The organism is Vibrio sp. TMPB1044 (assembly GCF_030442075.1).
Classification (GTDB): domain Bacteria; phylum Pseudomonadota; class Gammaproteobacteria; order Enterobacterales; family Vibrionaceae; genus Vibrio; species Vibrio satsumensis.
This window is the reverse complement of sequence record NZ_JAUJED010000014.1, coordinates 56,550-78,374: the sequence shown is the minus strand read 5'-3', so window position 1 is coordinate 78,374 and position 21,825 is coordinate 56,550. Positions and strand designations below refer to the sequence as shown.

Sequence of the window (21,825 nt, the reverse complement as noted above, 5' to 3'; positions counted from 1 at the left end):
ATTCTACCTAGTTAACGGGTTCAATTTATTGAATTTATTTAGCTTCGTTCGTTTTGATAACGAGCTTACCGAAGTTCTGACCTTCTAATAGGCCCATGAATGCTTGCGGCGCATTCTCTAAACCTTCAACCAGGTGCTCACGATAGTGCATCTTGCCTTGAGACAACCATTCCGTCATTTGAACAACAAACTCGTTGTAACGGTGTGCGTAGTCATCAAAGATGATGAAACCTTGCATCTTAATTCGTTTAACCAGCAGCATACCCATCAGGCTAGACATACGATCTGGTCCTTCAGGCAGTGAAGTCGCATTGTATTGAGAGATAAGGCCACACACAGGAATACGAGCACCTGTGTTAAGCAGAGGCATTACTGCATCGAATACCTTGCCACCAACGTTTTCAAAGTAAACGTCGATGCCGTTATCACACGATTTAGCCAGTTGCTCTGCGAAGTCGTCAGCTTTGTGGTCGATACATTCATCAAAGCCAAGTACATCTTTCGCGTACAGACACTTCTCTTGACCGCCTGCAACGCCGATAACACGACAGCCTTTTAGTTTGCCGATTTGTCCAACGGTTGCGCCTACAGCACCTGTTGCTGCCGCAACGACTAGCGTGTCGCCTTCTTTAGGTTGGCCGATATCAAGCAAGCCCATGTAAGCAGTAAAACCAGGCATACCCATGATGCCAAGCGCGTAAGAAGGGTGCGTTGGTTCTTTGCCTAGTTTGATTAGGCCTTCACCGTTAGACACACCAAGATCTTGCCAACCTGTGTAAGCCAGAACCCATTCGCCAATTTCGTAATCAGCGTGGTTTGATTCTTCAACCTGACATACGGTTGCGCCAACCATCACTTCATCAATCGCAACGGGATCTGCGTAAGATTTAGCATCGCTCATACGACCACGCATGTATGGGTCTAGTGAAAGGTAAACTGAGCGAAGTAACATCTCGCCGTCTTTGATACTTGGCACAGCTACTGTCTCTAAACGGAAGTTGTCTTGAGTCGGTGCGCCAACTGGGCGAGATGCCAATACGATGCGGCGATTGTCTTGTTGAGTCATTGGATATCCTTAATTTATGTTTTATATATTTAGAATTAGACCAGTCGTCTAGTCTTGTTGTCTAAAAATCCCGCCGTTATCAAATTGATAAGAGGGCGGGTGATTTCTTTTAAGTTAAAGCCAATCAAACGCGCTGCGCGTTATTGGCTTTCACCTTTTAAAATTCGTTCAGTAAGGCTCAAAGCCGACTGTAAGCTATGGGAGCTCTGGCTCAGTTTGCTTAATAAGCTTGCACCTAACCACATAGAGTATAGGTTCTGGGCTGCTTCTTGGCTGTCTTCAACCTTTATAGAGCCATCTGCAATACCGCCGACAATGCACTGTTCGATGGTATTCGTCACTTTCTCAGCACCTTTTAACAGCGCTTGGCGCATAGGATCAGAGAGATCAGAAACTTCCGCGCTGAGTTTAACGACCAAGCATTTATGAGCATTACAGGTACCGTTTTCGGTCTTCGCCCATAGCGAGAAATAGCTCAAGATTCGCTGATAATGATTACCTTCACCGTGTACTAAAATTGCTTCAATCTTAGTGATGTAGTTTTCAAAATAGTGTTGAATCAACGCCTCGCCAAATTGCTCTTTAGATTTAAAGTAGTGGTAAAACGATCCTTTCGGCACGTCCGCTTCTTTAAGCAATTGCGATAGGCCAACGCCGTTAAAGCCGTTGTTTACTATTAGTTGATAGCCAACATCTAAAACATGTAGGCGTGTGTCATTCGTTTTTTCGTTCATGGTCGGTACTATAAGTTAAATTAGACCAGTCGTCTAGTGGTCGGTTTTCAAGGGTATATTCGGCCGTTGCTAAAGTAGCTAAAGTGGCTTCAAATGTTCAAATATAAAAAAGCCCCAACATAGCGCGTATGTTGGGGCTTAAATCGGTCGCCTTCGATTATTTGATAGAGATGAGCTCTACATCAAAAATCAGAGTCGATGATGGTGGGATAGGGCCTGAACCGCCTTTACCGTAAGCTAGAGTGCTTGGAATGAATAGACGAACTTTTTGGCCTTCAACCATGTAAGTCAAACCTTCTTGCCAGCCTTTGATTACTTGCTTAAGGGCAAATGAGATTGGCTCGCCACGCTCAACAGAGCTGTCGAAAACAGTGCCATCGATCAGCGTACCGTGGTAGTGAACCGTTACTTTGCTGTTCTTAGTTGGGTGTTCTGTGCCTGTACCTTCTTCAAGAACAAGGTATTGAAGACCGCTTTCAGTCGTAATCACGCCTTCTTTAGTGCCGTTTTCAATTAGAAATTGCTGGCCTTGTTCGAAGTTTTCTCCGCCAGACTTATGATTCGTCCAAGTACGGTAAATCATGAAACCCGCCAAAAGAAAGACAATGACCGGGATGACAAATTTAGACATAGTAAAACCTATTTATATTGAGTGCTGAATTTCGTAGTTAATGCAGAATGTGTTAATCCGCTGGCAAAGCAGCGATTATGGTTGAGTCAAAAGGTAGTTGATCGTTTTTGCGATACCAGCAACGTCTTGGTGACCTGCTGTTAGTACTTGGTATTTACCGTTGATGATAAAGGTTGGTACTGAGTTGATCTGACCTTTTACTGAGATCTCTTCTGCTTTTTTAACGTAGTCGAAAAGAGCGACTTGTTGTTCTTTGTTCAGCTGGTATGGGCTAATCAAACCACGAGAAGTAAACGCTGTCTCTAGTGCTTGTTGACGCTGCTCTGGTGTTGCATCTGCACCCATTTGAACGGCACCAAATAGGTCGTCCATAAACGCGTGGTCAGGCGACGCATCAAGCTGCATCACTGCTGTGTAGTAGATCATTGCGCTGATTTGAGCGCTTTCGTTGAACGTCACGTGCATCTTGCCAATAGTTTGGTCTGTTAGAGATTCAATCTCTGGAATAGCACTTTCCATTTGACGGCAGTGACCACAGTTAAGAGAGAAGATTTCAGTGATCGGAGACAAGTTAAATTCTGTTAGAGCAGTTGGAAGCGCTTCGTATTGAACGCCTTTTTGTGGCTCGTCTGTTTCACTACAACCTGCGATAATAAGTACGGCAGCGAGTGCTGTGATGAATTTAGTAAATGGTTTAAACATAATGTTTGCTCTAGCGTTGAGAAGTCGTGAGATTCTAACTATTTAGTACGAATTGGAAAACAATTATAAGGTAAATAAATGCAAACAGTTGGAACTAGCGGGTGACGGCAGGCTAGTTGACGGTTAATTGTGATCAACAGCACTTTTTTTGTCTGGTTTCTTTTGGTATAAAGTTTTCGTCTAAAGTTTTTCCCTCGGTGCCGATATAGACATTAATGAATGGTTTATATGCATGAGTGGTTGGTGAAGTAATGAGATATTTAGCGATAATGTTAAGCATAGCTTTGGCAGGGTGTGAAACGACATTACCAACGGGCATGTTGGGCGATGATATGCTAGAAACTGCACCGCAAACCGATTACGACTTGATGCATCCTGAATGGGGTGTGGTTCAAACGACTCATGTAGTAAGCAATCGTGGATACTCGATTCAGAGCAGCACCCATCAACAAAGCACCATCACTACCAACTACGGACGTGGCGTATCGACTAACGATCCACTGGAAGTCTTTCTAAGACAAAACCGTATCGATTTTGAAGTGTTGCCGGGTAACCATGTGATGGTAAAGCTTGAGCAGCACGTGAACTTTAAAACAGGTTCTGCTTTCCCTGAACCAGCTTATAACCAATGGCTAGATACGTTGGGCAGCTACCTTGCTCAGCGCCAAGATATTGATGTGGTGATTGAAGGTCACACCGATAATACGGGCACAGATCGAATCAACGATCCGCTATCAGAGCAGCGTGCAAAAGAAGTGAAGGCTCGATTAGAGAGTAACTACGTGTCAAGCCGCTCCATTTATACACGAGGCTTTGGCGAGTATGTACCAGCTTGTACGAACGCCTCTGCGCAAGGCAAGGCGTGTAACCGCCGTGTGGAATTGATGCTGATTGTCGCCAAATAGCCTCTGGCGTTTTTGCTCCAAACTAGACGAATTCACAAATAACAGACATAAAAAATCCCTCACATTCGAGGGATTTTTTATGTCTGGCTTTCGCTTAGCTTGTGAGCTTATGCGAATTGTTTTTCCAAGTAAGCAACGATATCTGAAGATTCGTACATCCACTCAGTTTTGCCGTCTTTTTCGATACGTAGACAAGGCACTTTCACACGACCGCCGCCAGCTTCAAGTTCTGCACGGTGTTGCTCGTTGTTTTTTGCATCACGAAGTTCAAATTGAACCGATTGACGTTTCATCGCGCGGCGCACTTTCACACAAAATGGGCACGCTTCGAATTGGTATAACGTGTGCGTTTTTGCTTGCTCATTCACTTTGCTTTGCTCTTCTTGAGAACGCTTCACACCACGTGGGCTGAAAACAAAGTTCAATAACAAGATGACACGACCTAAGAACCAACGGATAAACTTCATAACTCTCTCTACATATTTAAAATTAGCGTTACAATTTGCAGCATTATATACACAAGTTTTGTCAGATGCTCGCAACAAACCGCTAATATCTATTTTGTCCGTTCGATCGTGTGAGACTTAGCCACATTTAGCCCTAAACGCTTAGACAGTCGAGTCAGGTTTGCTCGGTCTGTTTTCAGAACACGGCCTGCTTGTGCCCAGTTAAAATTGGCATCTTCCAATACCTCAGTAATGATACTGCGTTGAAAATCATCCGTTGCACCACGTAACCCTGCAGAGAGGTCGATCGTTGGTGTTGATAATGGCGTGTTCTTCACCTGTGTAGTCGCAATCGGCTGATCTTGGTCGAGTGGACCACAATCTTCTTTAGTGATTGTCACGAGGTTTTTATTGGTGCTACGCGCCAATGCTTTCAATGCTGAACGACTGATCACGTGCTCAAGTTCACGAACGTTACCTGGCCAACCATAACGGTTTAGGAAAGAAAGAACGTCAGAGCGGAACTTAACTTGGTTGATACCAAGCTTACGACGCGCTTGTTCTAAGAAGAAACCAGCTAATAGGCTGATGTCGTCACCACGATCTTTCAGTGCAGGCACCGCGATAGGGTACACACTCAGTCGATGGTATAAATCGGCTCTGAATCGACCGTCTTCAACTTCTTGCTTTAAGTCTCGGTTGGTTGCAGCCAGAACACGAACATCAATGGTTTGAATATTGTCTTGGCCAACAGGTTGGATTTCGTTGTTTTGCAGCGCACGCAGTAACTTACTTTGCGCAGCTAAGGGTAATTCACCAATTTCATCTAAGAACAGTGTGCCACCATCGGCTAGAGCAAACTTACCTAAGCGGTTTTTGTCTGCGCCAGTAAACGCACCACGAACGTGACCAAACAATTCACTTTCTACTAAGTTTTCAGGAATTGCAGCACAGTTTACGTAGACGAGTGGGTTACGTTTACGCTGCGATTGGTGGTGCAGGGTACGAGCAACGAGCTCTTTACCAACACCAGTATCCCCATGAATCAAGATATTAAATTCAGACGGTGCGACAACCGCGATGTCGTTCTTGAGCGCGACCATGGTATCACTGTTACCAATCAACTCGCCGCCGTCACGCTCCCACGCTTCAACGTTTAACTCTTCTAATAGCTGCTTAGACTGTTTGGCTTGATGTTCAAGCTGAGAAAAGGTCAATGCCATCTGCATGCTTGAAGCCGCAATCGCTGCTAGTACTTCAAGGTTACGTGCTGGAATATTAGCGAAGACATCAGGTTTTAGGCTGTCTAGGGTTAGCACTCCTAATAATTTGTCACCAAACAGCAGAGGTAAACCCATGCAGGCGTGCATTGGCAGATCGCCATCATGATCGATCAGCAGACCATCAAAAGGATCAGGGAGTGAACTATCAGAATCGAAACGAACAGGAGAGCGAGATGCACATATCTCCGCAAAACGTGGGTGCTCTGAAATGATGAAACGACGACCGAACGTGTCTCGACTGAGCCCTTGCATTGCGATAGGTACTAGTGTGTCACCTTGAAGGCTTAAAAGCGCGACACAATCACACGTAATGGTTTTACGGATGGCATCGATAAGGCGATTAAAACGATCTTGATCGTTCACACCACTTGCAAGGCCAATGGTCATTTCCATGAGGGTAGATGCGGAGATATCTTGCATAAAAAACTCTAACTCTGTGTGTTTATATACATAATAGAGTCTTATTGACCTAAAAAAAAGGTCTTTTTGACATTTTTATAAGATGGGCTTTGAGATTAAAACCAGTAATGACGGGGATTGATAAACTTGGCATCGATTGTGCAAAAGAGTCATCGAAGCCCGATTATAACTCTGATTAAAAAGAGTATTCTTGATCTCAATCAATCAGGTGGCATTAATCAGGTTTTACGATTTTTTGAAACGAAAACGAGTCAAAATAACTCAGTTTCTAAAAATAACTAAGGCTTCAGAAAATCGATAAGTCATTCTTAATTTTTCAAGTAGTCAAAATGACATATAGGTCATAAGACTCAGTGTTCGGAGTAAATTCATGCTTAACAACGCACATATCGAAATCATCAAATCTACTATCCCGCTACTTGAGAGCGCAGGCCCGGCTTTAACTCAGCACTTTTATCAACGTATGTTCACGCATAACCCTGAGTTGAAAGATATCTTCAATATGACTCACCAAAGAACAGGTCGCCAAGGCGTTGCACTGTTTGAAGCTATCGCGGCTTATGCAAAGAACATTGAAAACCTAGCAGCGTTAACAACAGCCGTTGAACGTATTGCTCAGAAACACACAAGCTTTAACATTCAACCAGAGCACTACCAAATTGTTGGTTTGCACCTGATTGAAACACTGCGTGAATTGGCAACAGAAGCGTTCACTCCAGAAGTGGAAGAGGCGTGGACAGCGGCTTACCTTTTCTTAGCTCAAGTATTCATCGACCGTGAAGCAGAGCTTTACCTACAGCGTAAGCAAGCGGTAGGTGGCTGGGAAGCAGCACGTACGTTCGTGATTGCAGATAAGATTGAAGAATCAGCTCTAGTAACTAGCTTTATTCTTCAGCCAAAAGATGGCGGTGACGTTCTGGATTACACACCAGGTCAATACATCGGTATCGAAGTGAAACCGGAAGGCTCTCAATACAGCGAGATTCGTCAATACTCACTGTCTGATAAGCCAAACGGCAAGCAATACCGCATCTCTGTTAAACGTGAAGGACAAGGTCAAGAGACACAAGGAGTTGTATCTAACCACCTACACGATACGGTTGCTGTTGGTGATGAGGTTAGTCTGTACGCACCAGCGGGTGACTTCATGTATCAAGAACGCAGCAAGCCGGTAACGCTTATCTCTGCAGGTGTGGGAGTTACACCAATGCAGTCTATGCTTGAGTTCCTAAGCACGGAAGATAAAAACGAACCAGTACTTTACCTTCACGCTTGTGAAAACGTAGGTCAACACTCGTTCACAAACCGTGTTAAAGACATTGTTGCCGACAAAGGTTGGGAAGCGAAAACGTGGTACATGAACAAAGATGAGTCTGCATGTGAAAATACGCATCAAGGTCAAATGGATCTAGCGTCTATCGCTGATGCAAAAGGCTTTGAAGAAAGCGACTTCTATATCTGTGGACCTGTAGGTTTCATGAAGAACATCGTGGAGCAACTAGACGCACTTAAAGTTGATCGTTCACGCGTACACTACGAAGTATTTGGCCCTCACGCTAACTTCTAATAGGAATCGTCAGTTCTATTAACACTCGCCTGAACTATTAAAAACCTTGCCTATTCAAAAGGCCTCACAGTGTGAGGCCTTTTTTGTTTGGTGTAGCGCTGAATAGATATGTCTCTAGCAAAGAGGGCGCTCTTGATTAAGAGCGCTTCGTCTTTTTCGACATATAGTGAGTATCAAAAAACTCAGGCCAGTACATTTTCACGTAACCGCCTGCAACCCAAATCACTAGGATGGTTGCGATAGTTAGCTCAAAGAATCCGAACTTGTGCAGCCAATACCATTGTGGGTATTCCTCGCCGAAAAACGTGGTTAATCGATGCATGGCAATAGCGCTGATCACGGATGGGAAGGTGACGGCAGCAATTGAAGGTTGGAACTTCAGACGCATTAGGCGGATATAACACAAGTAGATCAGCAGTGTCATGGTGATAGCAATGCCAGCCAATGCGCCTGTCAGAATCGGGTCTGGGTTGTCGAAGTTAACCAAGTAAGCGGCTAAAGATAAGTTAACCGGAGCCGCCATGATAGCGAGTGTTGGTCTTGCTCTGCGAGGAAGATTACCTTCGAACACCAAGCGGTACAACACTACTGGCAGCATAAGGAAATAGATACCAATACAAGTGGCCGCAAGTGTTTCTGAAAAGACGGTGTGCCCGAACTGTGTACCTGCTAAAGAACTACTGATCAAACCCACCGGATATAGAAACCAACTCGGTACAATGTTCGACATTTTGAAGTTGATGATTTGAAAGCTAAAGAACAATACCATCATGGTAAAGTGCAGCAATAGCGCACAGAACCAAACTGGGTAGGCGATGACTGGCGATATCTCGGCTAAATAGTCGCACAGAATCAGAAGGGCCATACTCATTGGTGCCATTAAGCTACCCACTAGTGGGTGGCGTATGTCATTAAGGAAGGTATTAAAGCTCGTTAGATAACGGAGTAAAACAGGCAGCAATAATAGCGCGCCGAATGAAGCGAGGTAGGGGCGAATGATCTCACCAATGCCCGGGATATATAATGCCCAAGCTTGTCCTAACCCAATAACGCCAAGTGCTAAAGACGCCTGAGATGGCGGCACATTTTTTACTTGGGTCAATCTTCTCCAGTTCAACGACTTACTCCGACTTAGTTAATTACAGAATATTGCATTTTTTGCTTTAGTTAGAGTGTGTAGGTCACCCATCAATAGATTTTGAGGGAACTCAACTAATTTTGAGTGGATGATATCAAGTTTAACGTTTGCTTTTTTGATTTTGATACAGAATCGGGAGATTAAGCACGTTGAATGTGTGCTTTTGTTTCATGAGTCATTTGTAATTAACGCACTTCCTCTTGTTGAGGGAGGTCTTGTTGTCTTAGCTTCTCATTTTTCAGCGTACGGTTGAGTAATTGGCTGTAAATTGGCTGCCCACCAAACATTTGAGCAATGATTACCGCACCTAAGCAGGTGATGATCAACGGCAGTATTAGGTAGTAGTTATTGGTCATTTCAATAACCAATAGAATACCAGTGATAGGTGCTCGCACGGTGGCGGCAAATAACGCGCCCATACCAGCAATCGCAAACATGCCCGGCTCAATATTCAGTTCAGGGAAGAATGCCGCAGCGATAAGCCCGAACGCATAACCAAAGAGTGTTCCTAGAGCAAGCATTGGTGCAAAGATACCACCCGGTGCACCAGAGCCGAAACAAAGTAGCGTGGTGAGCACGCGCCCTAAGAAGATTAACAGCAGCACGTTTGCGCTGTAGTTGCCATTAGTGATGTTCGGGATGATACCAATACCACCCCCAGTCAACTCCGGTATATAGAGCAGCAATAAGCCAAAGCAACCGCCCAGCAGGGAACCTGTCATTAAGTAGCGTTTACGGTCATTCTTGTGTATTGCCACAAACAGGTCTTGCGAAAGTGTAATCAGTTTATTGAAAATCACACCAAACAGGCCGAACAATACGCCTAACAACAAGAATAACCACAGAGCATCCAGTTCAGGCGGTTGGTATTGAGGCATTGTGATAACGGCAGATTGGCCATTGATAGAACGAAACACAATGTTGGCTGAAATCGCTGAGATGATGACGGCTTTGATCGATATGAGTGAGTAGCGAAACTGTGGTCTCATCTCCTCGACTACAAACATGATGCCAGCCAGTGGTGCATTGAATGCGGCGGCTAAACCACCTGCGGCACCGGAAGCTAATAGTGAGTGGCGAGTGTCGTCATCTTTGACTCGAAAGATATCGGTGACCATGCGACCAATACTGCCGCCCATTTGAACGGTTGGTCCTTCTCGACCTAAAACCATCCCAGAACCTAATGCGCCCATACCGCCAAAGAATTTTACTGGCAATACTCTCCACCATCGAACAGGGCGCATACCGTCCATCGCCCCTTCAATTTCAGGGATGCCTGAGCCTGCAGCCTCTGGAGCAAAGCGATGAACGAGGAAGTAACCAATAAAGGCAAATGCAGCACTAATAAGGAAAGCGGCTAGCCAAAGGGGTAAATAGCTGCCGATTTCATCTTTAAGCCAATCGGTACGAGTTTCTGTGATGAAATGAACCGCGACTTCGAAATAGGTACCCACCACGCCAGCAAGTACACCTACAATACAAGAAAGAAAGAGAACGGAAGCTGGGGTTTTATCCCTTGAGAGAAATTGATTCATAGCATCCCTTGGCATTTTGGCTAGTAGGGACTGCTTAATTTTCTCTCTTCTGGTCATTGAGATAAGGCTCCTGAATAGGTTGAGGCGGGCTTGCCGTAAATTATACGCTTCCTCTGCATATCCTATAGCAACAAAGATGGAAAGTTGAATTTCATTTATGGAATGTGCGTGTTACATAAATGGAATCTATGGGCAATAGTGGAATCGCCGTCACAATTTTGATCGTTTCTCTGGTGGCGGCTTGAATATCCCCAAAAATGAACCATAGTTAAATCGTAAAGCAACATAACGAACCGCAAGGAGAAGTGAGGTTTTACACACAATTTGGATGGATTCAGAAACAAAGTTTTAGTTCCTCGTTAAATGTTCAGGTCGATATTTAAGGCTTCCTGATTCGCGAACTCACGATTGAGTAACGAGGGTGAGGCGTACTGAGTAAGTACGCCTTTAGTCTGTCTGGAGCATCCCATTTCCGCATTCTGCCTCTACTGTCTATCTCTTCTGATTATTTTCGCGCTAACCTTTATCAACGAATCTCAGTGTAATACCAATCGTAGTAAATAATTGGTCACCCTAACTGGTTAAAATGCTCGATAACTGCGTTATAATTTTTTATTGTAGAATAACTACTTATCAAAAAATCACACCTTGTTCTCAAGCCTTTTTCCTGCGTTATTTCTGAACACTTACTTACTGTGATTGGTATAAACAATCGATTGGGGTCAACTTTTTAGTGATTGAGTATATACTCCCTTAAAAAGGAGAACTGATATGACTAAAAAAGTTCCTACAAATATTATTACGGGTTTCTTGGGTGTTGGTAAAACGACAGCCATTTTGAACCTGTTAAAAAATAAACCTGAAAATGAAAACTGGGCTGTTCTGGTTAATGAGTTTGGGGAAATTGGTATTGATGGTGCATTGATGACAGATCAAGGCGCTTTGATTAAAGAAGTACCGGGTGGTTGCATGTGTTGTACAGCAGGCGTTCCTATGTCGGTGGGCATTAATGCCTTACTTCGCCAAAAGCCAGATCGTTTATTGATTGAGCCAACAGGGCTTGGTCACCCTAAACAAGTGATTGCAACGTTAACTTCAGAACAATACACACCTTATGTTGATTTAAAAGCGACGCTTGGTTTGGTAGACCCACGAAATCTATCTAATGAAAAGTACACGTCGAATCAGAATTTCAATGATCAACTAAACAGTGCAGATGTGATTCTTGGTACTAAGGTCGACCTTGTTCATGCTGAAGATATCGATGTGTTTAATGATTGGGTGACTGATCAAACGCCAGCAAAAGTCTTCCATAAGCTAATCCATGACGGCGAAGTGCCACTGGAAGTGTTGGACATTGAAAGAGTGTATGGCAGTGCTTCATCTCATATTGAAGCGCACCATCACGATCACGCTGAACAAGAACCTCAATTCCAACTTCCTCCCGGTGAAGCTTTCATCCGTAAAGAGAATAAAGGACAGGGTTATTTTAGTTGTGGATGGTTGTTTGGTGCAGAGCATAAGTTCGACTTTGATGCACTATTCTCAATGTTGTCTGATTTGACGGCTGAACGTGTAAAAGCCGTGGTGAATACAGACCAAGGTTGCTACGCGTTTAACGTGGCGAATCAAGTCGTGTCAGTCAATGAAATCACACTCGATGGCTTTGAATCTCGACTGGAAGTGATCGACTCACAGCTAATGCCATGGGGCGATCTTGAACAGATTCTGCTCAAGCTGTGTGGCATCAAATAGGGTTTAATCTCTGTTTGAACTGAATAATCGGGTGTTTACTTCGTCGATGGCGTGGTAAACACCGGATTAAATGAGAAAGTTTGCGTTATATCACGATAAATGTGAGATAAATCACTCTAATTACTTTATAGTGCTCGGCTGAAATAAGAATGTAGGCTGTCTGCTTAAGGAACCCGTAACAATGTCATTTTCCTCTCAAGGTTTTGCTCCTGAATTAGTCAAAGCGTTGACTGAGTGTGGTTATGAAAAACTCACTCCAATTCAACAAAAAGCGATTCCAATGGCTCGTAAAGGCCATGATATTTTTGCTACTGCTCAAACCGGTACGGGTAAAACAGCGGCATTCTCATTGCCTGTTATTCAGCACCTACTGAACAGCGGTAAAAAAGCATCTCGAGGAACGGCTCGCGGCCTTATTCTTGCTCCAACTCGTGAGCTTGCTGCGCAGATCGCTCAAAACATCAAAGACTACGTTAAATACACTGAACTAAGCGTTTCAGCGGTTTACGGTGGTAACAAGATGTCTTCACAGGTTCGTCAATTAGAGCTGGGTGTGGATATTCTGGTTGCGACTCCGGGCCGTTTAGAAGAGCACTTAGAAGCGGGTAACGTGTCTATTGCTAACCTAGAGTTCCTAGTGTTTGATGAAGCTGACCGTATCCTAGATATGGGTTTCATCAATGCTGTTCGTAAAATCATGCTGGATGTAGAAACATCGCCACAAATCATGATGTTCTCGGCGACAACATCGACTCAGTTGAATCAACTGTCAGTAGATATTTTACGTAAACCAAAACGTATTAGTGTTGAGCGCGAAAACTCAACGGCTGCTACTGTCGGCCACGTGGTTTACCCAGTGGATCAAGAACGTAAAACAGAACTGCTTTCTGAACTGATTGGTCGTAAAAACTGGCGCCAAGTGCTTGTTTTTGTGAACTACAAAGAAACAGCGAACGATGTAGTTAAAGAGCTTAAGCTAGATGGCATTAAAGCAGTATTGTGTCACGGTGATAAAGCGCAAAGTGCTCGTCGTCGTGCTCTAGACGATTTTAAAGAAGGTAAAGCGCGTGTAATGGTAGCAACAGACGTTGCGGCTCGTGGTCTTGATATCGAAGACTTACCACACGTAATCAACTACGACATGCCTTTCCTAGCAGAAGACTATGTTCACCGTATTGGACGTACTGGTCGTGCAGGTAAGCAAGGTCATGCTGTCTCTTTCGTTAACCGCGAAGAAGAGTTAACCGTGGTTCAGGTTGAGAAATTGATTCAACAACGTATTCGTCGTGTTGAACAACCAGGTTACGAACCGAAGAAGCGCGACGCTTACATTGAAAAGCTGAACACCAAGTCGGCTTACAAAAACCGCCAAGGTCGTAAGAACAACGCGAACGAAGAGCCTCAAGATCAAGCAAGCGCAGAACGTCGTTTGACTATGATGAAGCGAATTAAAAACCGTCGTAAGTAAAATTACGGTTGGTAATGAAAAAGAGCCACTGTATTGTGGCTCTTTTTCGTTGTGTCGCTAAACACAAGGTCGCTCCTTACAAAGACAGTTCAACAAGCTAAAACACTCAAATAAAAATAAGTCGATAAGGTAATAATATGGATAGCGCGCTACTTTGGGCTTTTATTCCCACGTTTTTCTTTGTGTCAATCACACCTGGCATGTGTATGACCTTGGCGTTAACGTTGGGCATGAGCATCGGTTACAAGCGTACATTATGGATGATGATCGGTGAACTGGCTGGCGTCGCGGTAGTTTCAGTGGCCGCAGTATTGGGTATAGCTTCGATCATGCTGAATTACCCATGGTTATTTACAGGCTTCAAGTTTGTGGGCGCAGGGTACTTGTTCTATTTAGGCGTTCAGATGTGGCGTTCAAGAGGCAAACTGGCGATCAGTACTGATAATCAAGAAGCTCAAGTGAACAATGATTGGGACTTGGTGGTTCAAGGCTTCGTGACTGCAATTGCGAACCCGAAGGGGTGGGCATTTATGATCTCTCTGCTTCCTCCTTTTATCAACAGCAGTAAAGATTTAGCGCCTCAACTGATGATTTTGGTGTCTATTATCTTGGCTTCTGAATTTGTTTGTATGACTCTGTACGCGACAGGCGGTAAGAGCCTAAAACATATGCTGGGTAAAGCCGACAACGTCAAGTTGATGAACCGTATCGCAGGTACGCTGATGATGGGCGTTGGTGTGTGGTTGTTCGTGAGTTAATTCTGCTTTAACGACAACGGGTAGAGAAATCCCCGATTCAGTCGTTCCTCCTTCTCGAGGATGACGAGAGCTTGGGATGGATAGCTCTTGGGAAGATGATGAGCTTTAAGGCTCGGACTCTTACTTAAGCCGAAGAATGAATAGAATAGAAAAAGAGCGATAGGGCATTTGACCTTATCGCTCTTTTTGGTTTTACATAGCTAGATGTTAGAAATATTTCCGATCTTAGCCAGTTCTACCTATTAAACTGCGATTTCACCACCGTCTTCACGGCGAATGGCAACCGTTGATGCTCTTGGGCGAACATTGCCTTGAGTTTGAGCCGTTGCATCTTCAGACGATGGCCAGTTTGCTGGGTGTTGAATGTTCACAAACAGTGACTTGAAGTCTGGACTGATAGTAAAGCCAGTCACTTCACATCCGTTTGGACCCACAAAGAAGCGCTTAAGTTGTGCTTGGTTGTTTGCATCAATCACCGCACTGTTGCCTTTGTCATCCGTTAATTGAGATGGAACCACAGCAAGCATTTGGTCATTGGTGTAGCCCGTTACTTCGTCTGCGCCGTTATCAGTTTGAATCCATAGGATGCCACGAGCATCAAACGCTAAGCCGTCAGGGCTCGCGAATTGGTTCATGTCTGTTAGACCAGAGCGGTTGATAGACTTGTCTTCCACTGCAGGTGAACCGAATACAAAGATATCCCAATCGAATTCGCCCGCCGTTTTGCCTTCATCCCAACGGATAACATGACCAAACTTGTTGTTTACGCGAGGGTTCGCTGAGTTCGCTTCTTTACGCTTGTTGTTATTTGTTAGCGTTAGGTAAGCGGTACCTGTCATCGGGTCAACAGAGCACCATTCAGGGCGATCCATTGGCGTTGCACCTACAAGGTCGGCTGCGCCTGCGGTATTAACGATAAGTGCCGCTTGAGAATTAAACGTATCACCTAGCTTGCCACCGTTGGTGGTTTTGCTACTTAGTGTTAGTGGTAACCATGTGCCCGAACCGTCGTCGTTGAACTTAGCGACATAAAGCGTGCCTTTGTCCATGTACTTGTCACCAGCACTTAGTCGGTTGCTTGGCTCAGCGTCACGTGGGTCCCATTTCGCTTCAGAAACAAATTTGTACAGGTATTCGAAACGAGAATCGTGGCCAGAGTAGAATACGATCGGCTCGCCTTCAGTTAACTTACCAAATGTACAACCTTCATGACGGAAGCAGCCCAGAGCAGAACGTTTCTTCGCACGTGAGTTTGCTGTGTATGGGTCGATTTCAACAATGTAGCCGTGACCGTGTGCTTCGTTACGGTAATCGTCCATTGGAGAATCAGCGGTTGGTGTTACATCAAAACGCGCAAACTCATCCAAGCGCTCTTGTTTGTCACCAGAAAGCGTATCCCAACCGTAGCGTGTTTTGTCAGTAGCGATGCCGATACGTTCTTGAGCTGGTGTCGTTGTCCCTTTATTGACGAAGTAACCTGGCCAGTTCTCTTCGCAAGTTAGGTAAGTGCCCCAAGGTGTGTAGCCGTTGCCACAGTTATTTAATGTGCCGCGAGCTTGGCTGCCGTCTTGTGAGAATCTGGTTTTGGTAAACTCACTGTGAGCGACAGGGCCAGATAGATCCATTACGGTCGCGCCTGTGTAGCGGCGGTTAAGCGGATCGTTATCGACCATTACCCATTGGTTGTCTTCAAGCTTAACGCGAACAACACTCACGCCGTGTGCATTGATCTCTTTGCGTACTTCATCAATGTTAGGACGAGCGCCTTCATTGTATGTAGGACCATTAGCGTGCAGGGCTTTTTGGTCAATGTATTCGTGGTTGATCACCAACAAACCATCATTGCTGTTGCCATCAAGCGGGAAGAAGTGCATGCCATCGTGGTGCATTCCCAGTGCATTAGCTTGGTCTTGTGCGTTGTTTGTACCGTCTTTTAACCAAGCATTACCTTGCTTGTTAAGTGGCGTGCCCCAAGGAACGAGCACTTGTGCTGTGTAGCCTTTCGGTACGACAACACTGTCAGTCAATGAGCCTTTAACCGATTCAAATGCTAGCGTTGCGGTGTTTTTCTGCGCGCCCGTTGCTTGCATCGTTGCGGCGTTAGCTGTGCTGTGACCCGCTAAACCAAACGCGCCGAACGCTGTCATAGCACTAATGCCTAATCCGCCTTTTAATACGTTTCTTCTTGAAAGGTTTGCATCTAGAACTTCTTCGAAGGGTTTGTTTTTACTCTTATTAAAACGAGTGCTATCAAATGTTTCCTTGCTCATCGCGACTGCTTCCTATTGGCTGATTTTATTATTCGTTATTCATGACTTACCCATCTACTAACTAATTGGTTAATAAGTTGGGTAAATGTGTGACCAATCGTGAAGCAGTTAAGTGACAGATTTTTATAGATTTGATTAAGCTTTTGTTTCTGTAGCACGATTTTTGCCATAACACTTCTTATGCAAGACAAAACACTTGGGGATTGGGTTGGAACTGTGTATAAATGCTTAATCAAATGAAAAGAGAGACAGTTATGAAATTAGATAAAATCGAAAACAAAAATCGTCGCCTACGCAAAAAGCTATACCTAGGTGAATTCGCGATTCTGGGTTTTGAAGTAAGCTGCAAGACTTCGATTGCTGATTTTGACCAATACGATGTGTTCATTGACGAGTTCATCGATTTCATCGACAGCATCGGTCTATGCTTTGGTGGCGGTGGCCTAGAGCTGTTTGAAGGTTTCTTATGTTCTATCGAGCGTTACCGCTCAGTAACTGAAGCAGAACAACTGCAAGTTGCACAGTGGCTTGAAGCGCGTGCTGAAGTAACGAAAGTTGAAGTAAGCGAACTTATTGACGCAAACTACGCGTTCTAAATTGATGTTGTACTGTTAGCTTTTCTTAGAGGCCTATACGGCTTTTCGAACGAGCAACAATACACAAAAACAGAGGCCGAATCGGTATGTCGATTCGGCCTTTTTGCGTTTTATTCCTTTGTTATTCTATTTTTAACGTTTCCCTTTTGCTGTGTGATGCGACTAATTTCACTTAAATATCAGCGCTCTATGGCTACTTATCTGGGCTGTAATAAGTTTGGATAAACTTGTGAGACTTTTATGAGAATTCAATGAAGTTACTGATAGATTTGATCGCCATTCTTAGAGTCAACAACACCACAGTTCGTGGCTGACTAGATAACACGTAATTAAAAGTTATCCATTCGTCGGTCTCGAAAGGACTCAATAAAGGATGGAATCAAAATGAATAAACGTACTCAAATCAGCTTAGTGATTGGCTCAGCGATGTTCGCTTTTGGAGCTGTTCAAGCTCAGGCAGCCCAGCTTGAGGTGACAGTGACTAATGCGACGAAAGGGATCTACTTTACGCCAATCTTGGCAGCGGCTCATGATTCAAGCTTGTTCATGTTTAGAACGGGGGAGGCCGCTTCTGCTGAGTTGGAATCCATGGCGGAAGGCGGAGACATCTCGGGGTTATCTGGTGTCATCGCCAATGCGGGTGGTGTAGTAGTAGAAAACCCCGCTAGTGGCATTCTTGACCCAGGTGTCGCGACCACATTCGATATTGATACTGGCGATCTGGCTTACTTGTCACTCGGCGCGATGTTGTTGCCGACCAACGATGGCTTTGTTGGATTAGACAGCTGGAAGATCCCAACTCAAGCAGGTACCTATAAAGCCACACTGAATGGCTACGATGCAGGTACTGAAGCCAATGATGAGTTGGCTGGTAGCATGCCAAATCCGCCTTTCATTACGTTTGGCGCTGGTGGTACAGGTGTAGAGACTGCCGTGTCTAACGCTAAGGTTCATATTCATCCGGGCAACATTGGTGATAGTAATGCTGCAGGCGGTATTAGTGACCTTGACAGCAGTAGCCATCGCTGGTTAAACCCTGTGGCAACCATCACGATCGTTGTGAAGTAAGGGGGATGTATGAAAGCTAGAATTTTATTTATCGCTGCTTCTGTCGCCGTGTTAGCCGGTTGTCCTGATGATGACGATGATTACTACCGCTACGATGTGAGCGTTACCAACCTCACGCCCAATCAACCTATGTCGCCACTTGCGGTACTGACGCACAACACCAGTTTTGAACTGTTTGAGATCGGCCAAAGTGCTTCTGTTGACCTTGAATATTTAGCTGAAGGCGGTAGTAATGCTGAACTCATCGCGCTCAGCGACAGCGACGCTAATGTTTATCAAGGCATCTCAGGCAATGGGCTGATTCTTTCCGGAGAACAAGACACGGTGTCTATTCGTGTCGATCTAAATCAAGAAGGGTTCATCTCCGTTGCTTCAATGCTAGTCAACACCAATGATGCGTTTGTTGGTGAATCTGGTTTATCGCTGAAATCGTTAGCGGTGGGTGACACGTTCACGATGAATATGAATGTGTGGGATTCAGGAACGGAGCTCAACGACGAGCTTGCAGAAACCATTCCTGGGCCTGCTGGTGGTGGGGAAGGTTTTAACAGTGATAGAAACGACACCGATGTCGTCAGCTTCCACTCTGGTGTCATCAGCCAAGATGATGGTCTAGCTACCTCTGCATTAAGTGGCAATCATCGTTTTCTTAACCCCGGTGCGCGAATCACTATTACTCGCACTGAGTAACTGGTTGAACACACGATGAAAGAATTCCTGCTCTGTTCCGGTCAATTGAAAGGTGGGCAGACTCAGAATAGAGCAGGGATAATGAACAGTGCTGCGGTAAATTTGATGGCAAGCATATTGTTGGTTGAAGACGATGACGACTTGGCCGAGCTAGTGCAGATGCACCTCAAGTTCCAAGGGCATGACGTTGTAAGAACCAACTCAATTGAAAAGGCTCGAGCGTTATATCAGAGAAGCCAGTTTGATTTGATCGTGCTTGATCGAGGCTTACCTGACGGCGATGGTCTCGATTTCTGTCGATTGTTACGCCAGCAAGAAGACTGGACGCCTGTGCTAATGCTTACAGCAAGAGACACTGAGCTAGATAAGGTGTCTGGCTTAGAAGTTGGGGTTGATGATTACATTACTAAGCCTTTCAGTGTGCTCGAGTTTCAAGCTCGCGTGAGGTCCGTACTGCGTCGCTTAAGTCACTCAGAATCAATAGTGAAAGATTCGCAATCAACCGAACCCGTAATGAGTTTTGGCGGGCTTACCATCCAACCTGAGCGTCATCAGGTTTCTTTGAATAATCAAGATGTCCCACTGACAGCAACCGAGTTTACGTTACTGCACTTTTTAGCCACCCGACCGGGACGTGTCTATAGCAAAGACGAACTGCTCAATCACGTTTGGAATACCGATCATTCTGGTTATCACCACACGGTGTGTAGCACGGTTAATCGCTTGAGAACAAAGTTGGCCATGCCGAATAGCGACGATGATTTCATTAAAACCGTTTGGGGTGTGGGTTATAAGTTCGAATCGAAAGTTTAGGCCTATGTGTCGCGTCCTAAGCTTAAGAGCCATCTGGGAGAGAACATGAGTTTCAAATCGCGTTTAGTGCTATTTACCAGTTTGTGGTTTCTGCTCGTGAGTGTGGTGATTGCCTATACCTATCATTGGCAAAAAGAGACCATAGAACAAAGAACTAAACAAAGCTTACACAAAGAGCTCGCGGTTCACATGCGCGATGATAACCCTCTGATGATTGGGACTGACTACAACCCCAAAGCCCTTAAATCCATATTTCATACCTTGATGTTGATTGGTCCCGATTTCGACATTTATTTTCTCGACAGCCAAGGAAATATCACGACGCACGCTGCGCCAGAAGGCACTGTGTTGGCAAGCCAGATAGACTTAGCACCCATTAGACAATTTTTAAATGACGAGCCTTATCCGATTCTTGGCGAAGACCCGATCAATCCTGATTCTCGTAAGGTATTTTCCGTTGCTGCGATTGAAGAGTTGGGTTCAACAGTTGGGTATCTGTATGTGTTGATTGGCAGTAATCGCCATACCGTGATCGCTAATTCGCAAGTCGACACACCTTATATGGCGCTAGCAGGACTTATGCTGATCTCTATCTTAGGTTTTGCGATTGGGGCTTACCTGCTCGTGAAACGCAGCCTCTTAAACCCTATCGAAGAAGTTACAAACAAACTGCAGCAGCAAGCAGAACAAGATTTCCGTCTTGACCCCAACTTCATTCATCAAGTACCGGAGTTGGTGCCGATTGCACGCTCTTATCAGTTGATGGCGAAACACATTCAACAGCAATTCTTACAGCTTGAATATCAGTCATCACATCGCAGACAAAGCTTATTGCAGCTCAGTCATGATTTGAAAACGCCATTGTCGAGCGTGTTGGGTTATCTAGAAACGTGGAAGATTCAAAACCCGCAATCAGACCCATTAATTGACGTTGCTTACCGCAATGGCAATAAGTTGTCTGAACAGCTCCATTCACTGCTCGACAGTGCCAAACATGACAATTCTGTTCCTACCTATCAATACGTGTCGATAGATTTGAATGGGTTACTGAGTGAGTGCTTAGAAACGATTCAAAGTCAGTACCGCCATAAAGATGTCGAACTTAAGGTGGATATGCCTGATGGAGTAAAAGCGGCTGGTGACAGTGACTTGCTTGAAAGGTTGATTTTGAACTTGTTAGACAATGCGTTGAGGCATAGCCCAAGTGGAACAGCAGTTTCACTGAGTGTGGATTTTGAACCGGACTCGAAGCGAGTGAGAGTCGTGATTCACAATGAGGTGGAGCAGGAAGCACCGAATGGTTCATTGGGCATAGGAACCAAGATCGCTCAGTCGATACTGATGTTGCATCACAGTGTGCTAGAAACAACAAAGGCAGAGAACTCATTTCAGCAAAGCTTTTACTTGCCTTCGATATAGTTCTTTCTGCCTTTGGTATTCGCTGGGCTGTTTTTGAATTGCAGCCAGCTAAAGATTAAGCAAGGTTACGCGTCTTTCTTCTCTTCGTTGCCTTCATTTACTTTTGCGTAGAAGTGAAGCAACTCAGTTAACTCTTTAACCCAACCGAATGCATCTTTAGGTGCGTTCTTTAAGATCTTCTCTACTTTTTCGCAGTGCACTTCGATTGCGATTGCTTCTTCAAGGTTGAAAGAGATTGAGTAGAAGTGCCAAAGCAGTAGGCGAGTCATGCGCTCGATGTTTTGTTGTGAGTTATCCGACTCAGAAAACGCTAGGTTTACTTCGCCAAGCGCAATAGCCGTCATTCGCAGCATCGCATCGAATTTTGCCGACTGCATGCGCTCTTCGCTGGTTACTTCTTCTTGTTCGAACGTGAACAATTCTGTCATTGCGTCTTCAGGAACAAGGCGATGGATCATTCTTAAACTAAATTCTTCTAGTTCATGACGAGGCATGGTGATTAAACAAGTTAAGGTGTAGTCGCGTTGCATGGTGTTCTCTTGAATCAGCAAAAAGGTCGGA

At 44.7% G+C, this 21,825-nt stretch carries 20 protein-coding genes; 10 read left to right on the top strand and 10 right to left on the bottom strand.

The annotated features are described in order from the left end of the window. Positions 1 to 34 precede the first annotated feature (34 nt). The 4 genes from QQ041_RS08500 to QQ041_RS08485 all read right to left on the bottom strand — a co-directional run bounded on the left by QQ041_RS08500 (position 35) and on the right by QQ041_RS08485 (position 3,133). The gene (locus tag QQ041_RS08500) at positions 35 to 1,066 is read right to left on the bottom strand and encodes an NADP-dependent oxidoreductase (RefSeq protein WP_285953583.1); all 1,032 of its coding nucleotides are present in this window, start codon (positions 1,064 to 1,066) and stop codon (positions 35 to 37) included. A gap of 140 nt (positions 1,067 to 1,206) precedes the next feature. Then, on the bottom strand, positions 1,207 to 1,800 hold the full coding sequence (locus QQ041_RS08495) for a TetR/AcrR family transcriptional regulator (RefSeq protein ID WP_061016789.1): 594 nt from the start codon (positions 1,798 to 1,800) through the stop codon (positions 1,207 to 1,209). Positions 1,801 to 1,957: 157 nt separating this feature from the next. Continuing rightward, complete coding sequence (locus QQ041_RS08490; RefSeq protein ID WP_017062642.1) at positions 1,958 to 2,431, bottom strand: FKBP-type peptidyl-prolyl cis-trans isomerase; 474 nt, start codon at positions 2,429 to 2,431, stop codon at positions 1,958 to 1,960. Positions 2,432 to 2,506: 75 nt separating this feature from the next. Beyond that, positions 2,507 to 3,133 (bottom strand): thioredoxin domain-containing protein, encoded by a 627-nt coding sequence (locus QQ041_RS08485; RefSeq protein WP_285953582.1) that lies wholly within the window; start codon positions 3,131 to 3,133, stop codon positions 2,507 to 2,509. 269 nt (positions 3,134 to 3,402) lie between these two features. Between QQ041_RS08485 and QQ041_RS08480 the strand changes: the two genes are divergently transcribed. Continuing rightward, the gene (locus QQ041_RS08480; RefSeq protein ID WP_146490739.1) at positions 3,403 to 4,038 is read left to right on the top strand and encodes an OmpA family protein; all 636 of its coding nucleotides are present in this window, start codon (positions 3,403 to 3,405) and stop codon (positions 4,036 to 4,038) included. 107 nt (positions 4,039 to 4,145) lie between these two features. Here QQ041_RS08480 and QQ041_RS08475 read toward each other — a convergent pair whose 3' ends face one another. Both QQ041_RS08475 and norR read right to left on the bottom strand, forming a co-directional pair. Next, entirely contained in the window at positions 4,146 to 4,505 is a 360-nt protein-coding gene (locus QQ041_RS08475; RefSeq protein ID WP_086714140.1) for a glutaredoxin, read from the bottom strand. An 89-nt stretch (positions 4,506 to 4,594) separates the two neighbouring features. Beyond that, a complete protein-coding gene (gene norR, locus QQ041_RS08470) occupies positions 4,595 to 6,187 on the bottom strand; it encodes a nitric oxide reductase transcriptional regulator NorR (RefSeq protein WP_146490738.1) in 1,593 nt (530 codons plus the stop codon). 370 nt (positions 6,188 to 6,557) lie between these two features. Here norR and hmpA point away from each other — a divergent pair, with 370 nt between their 5' ends. Continuing rightward, positions 6,558 to 7,754 (top strand): NO-inducible flavohemoprotein, encoded by a 1,197-nt coding sequence (gene hmpA / locus QQ041_RS08465; protein ID WP_285953581.1) that lies wholly within the window; start codon positions 6,558 to 6,560, stop codon positions 7,752 to 7,754. A 136-nt stretch (positions 7,755 to 7,890) separates the two neighbouring features. Here the strand turns inward: hmpA and QQ041_RS08460 are convergent, their stop codons facing one another. Continuing rightward, complete coding sequence (locus QQ041_RS08460; protein ID WP_146490878.1) at positions 7,891 to 8,838, bottom strand: TDT family transporter; 948 nt, start codon at positions 8,836 to 8,838, stop codon at positions 7,891 to 7,893. A gap of 239 nt (positions 8,839 to 9,077) precedes the next feature. Then, on the bottom strand, positions 9,078 to 10,484 hold the full coding sequence (gene clcA, locus QQ041_RS08455; protein ID WP_146490736.1) for a H(+)/Cl(-) exchange transporter ClcA: 1,407 nt from the start codon (positions 10,482 to 10,484) through the stop codon (positions 9,078 to 9,080). Positions 10,485 to 11,198: 714 nt separating this feature from the next. Here clcA and QQ041_RS08450 point away from each other — a divergent pair. From QQ041_RS08450 to QQ041_RS08440, 3 genes are all read left to right on the top strand, one after another. Beyond that, positions 11,199 to 12,182 carry a GTP-binding protein gene (locus QQ041_RS08450; RefSeq protein ID WP_285953580.1) on the top strand — a complete coding sequence of 328 codons (984 nt, stop codon included), beginning with the start codon at positions 11,199 to 11,201 and terminating at the stop codon, positions 12,180 to 12,182. 181 nt (positions 12,183 to 12,363) lie between these two features. After that, a complete protein-coding gene (locus QQ041_RS08445; RefSeq protein WP_017631840.1) occupies positions 12,364 to 13,650 on the top strand; it encodes a DEAD/DEAH box helicase in 1,287 nt (428 codons plus the stop codon). Between the two features lie 137 nt (positions 13,651 to 13,787). Further along, positions 13,788 to 14,408 carry a LysE family translocator gene (locus QQ041_RS08440; protein WP_146490734.1) on the top strand — a complete coding sequence of 207 codons (621 nt, stop codon included), beginning with the start codon at positions 13,788 to 13,790 and terminating at the stop codon, positions 14,406 to 14,408. A 242-nt stretch (positions 14,409 to 14,650) separates the two neighbouring features. Here QQ041_RS08440 and QQ041_RS08435 read toward each other — a convergent pair whose 3' ends face one another. Then, on the bottom strand, positions 14,651 to 16,678 hold the full coding sequence (locus QQ041_RS08435) for a PhoX family phosphatase (protein WP_285953579.1): 2,028 nt from the start codon (positions 16,676 to 16,678) through the stop codon (positions 14,651 to 14,653). 254 nt (positions 16,679 to 16,932) lie between these two features. On the opposite strand from QQ041_RS08435, the gene QQ041_RS08430 reads away from it, so the two are divergent. The 5 genes from QQ041_RS08430 to QQ041_RS08410 all read left to right on the top strand — a co-directional run bounded on the left by QQ041_RS08430 (position 16,933) and on the right by QQ041_RS08410 (position 21,264). Next, positions 16,933 to 17,274 carry a YggL family protein gene (locus QQ041_RS08430; protein ID WP_008219317.1) on the top strand — a complete coding sequence of 114 codons (342 nt, stop codon included), beginning with the start codon at positions 16,933 to 16,935 and terminating at the stop codon, positions 17,272 to 17,274. 384 nt (positions 17,275 to 17,658) lie between these two features. Further along, positions 17,659 to 18,342 carry a spondin domain-containing protein gene (locus QQ041_RS08425; RefSeq protein ID WP_285953578.1) on the top strand — a complete coding sequence of 228 codons (684 nt, stop codon included), beginning with the start codon at positions 17,659 to 17,661 and terminating at the stop codon, positions 18,340 to 18,342. Between the two features lie 9 nt (positions 18,343 to 18,351). Beyond that, positions 18,352 to 19,032: a spondin domain-containing protein gene (locus QQ041_RS08420; protein ID WP_285953577.1), complete on the top strand. Its 681-nt coding sequence runs from the start codon at positions 18,352 to 18,354 to the stop codon at positions 19,030 to 19,032. A gap of 81 nt (positions 19,033 to 19,113) precedes the next feature. Then, positions 19,114 to 19,845: a response regulator transcription factor gene (locus tag QQ041_RS08415; RefSeq protein WP_285953730.1), complete on the top strand. Its 732-nt coding sequence runs from the start codon at positions 19,114 to 19,116 to the stop codon at positions 19,843 to 19,845. Positions 19,846 to 19,890: 45 nt separating this feature from the next. Then, positions 19,891 to 21,264: a HAMP domain-containing sensor histidine kinase gene (locus QQ041_RS08410; protein WP_146490730.1), complete on the top strand. Its 1,374-nt coding sequence runs from the start codon at positions 19,891 to 19,893 to the stop codon at positions 21,262 to 21,264. 65 nt (positions 21,265 to 21,329) lie between these two features. On the opposite strand, the gene QQ041_RS08405 is transcribed toward QQ041_RS08410, so the two are convergent. After that, entirely contained in the window at positions 21,330 to 21,794 is a 465-nt protein-coding gene (locus QQ041_RS08405) for an exoribonuclease R (protein WP_146490729.1), read from the bottom strand. Positions 21,795 to 21,825: the final 31 nt, after the last annotated feature.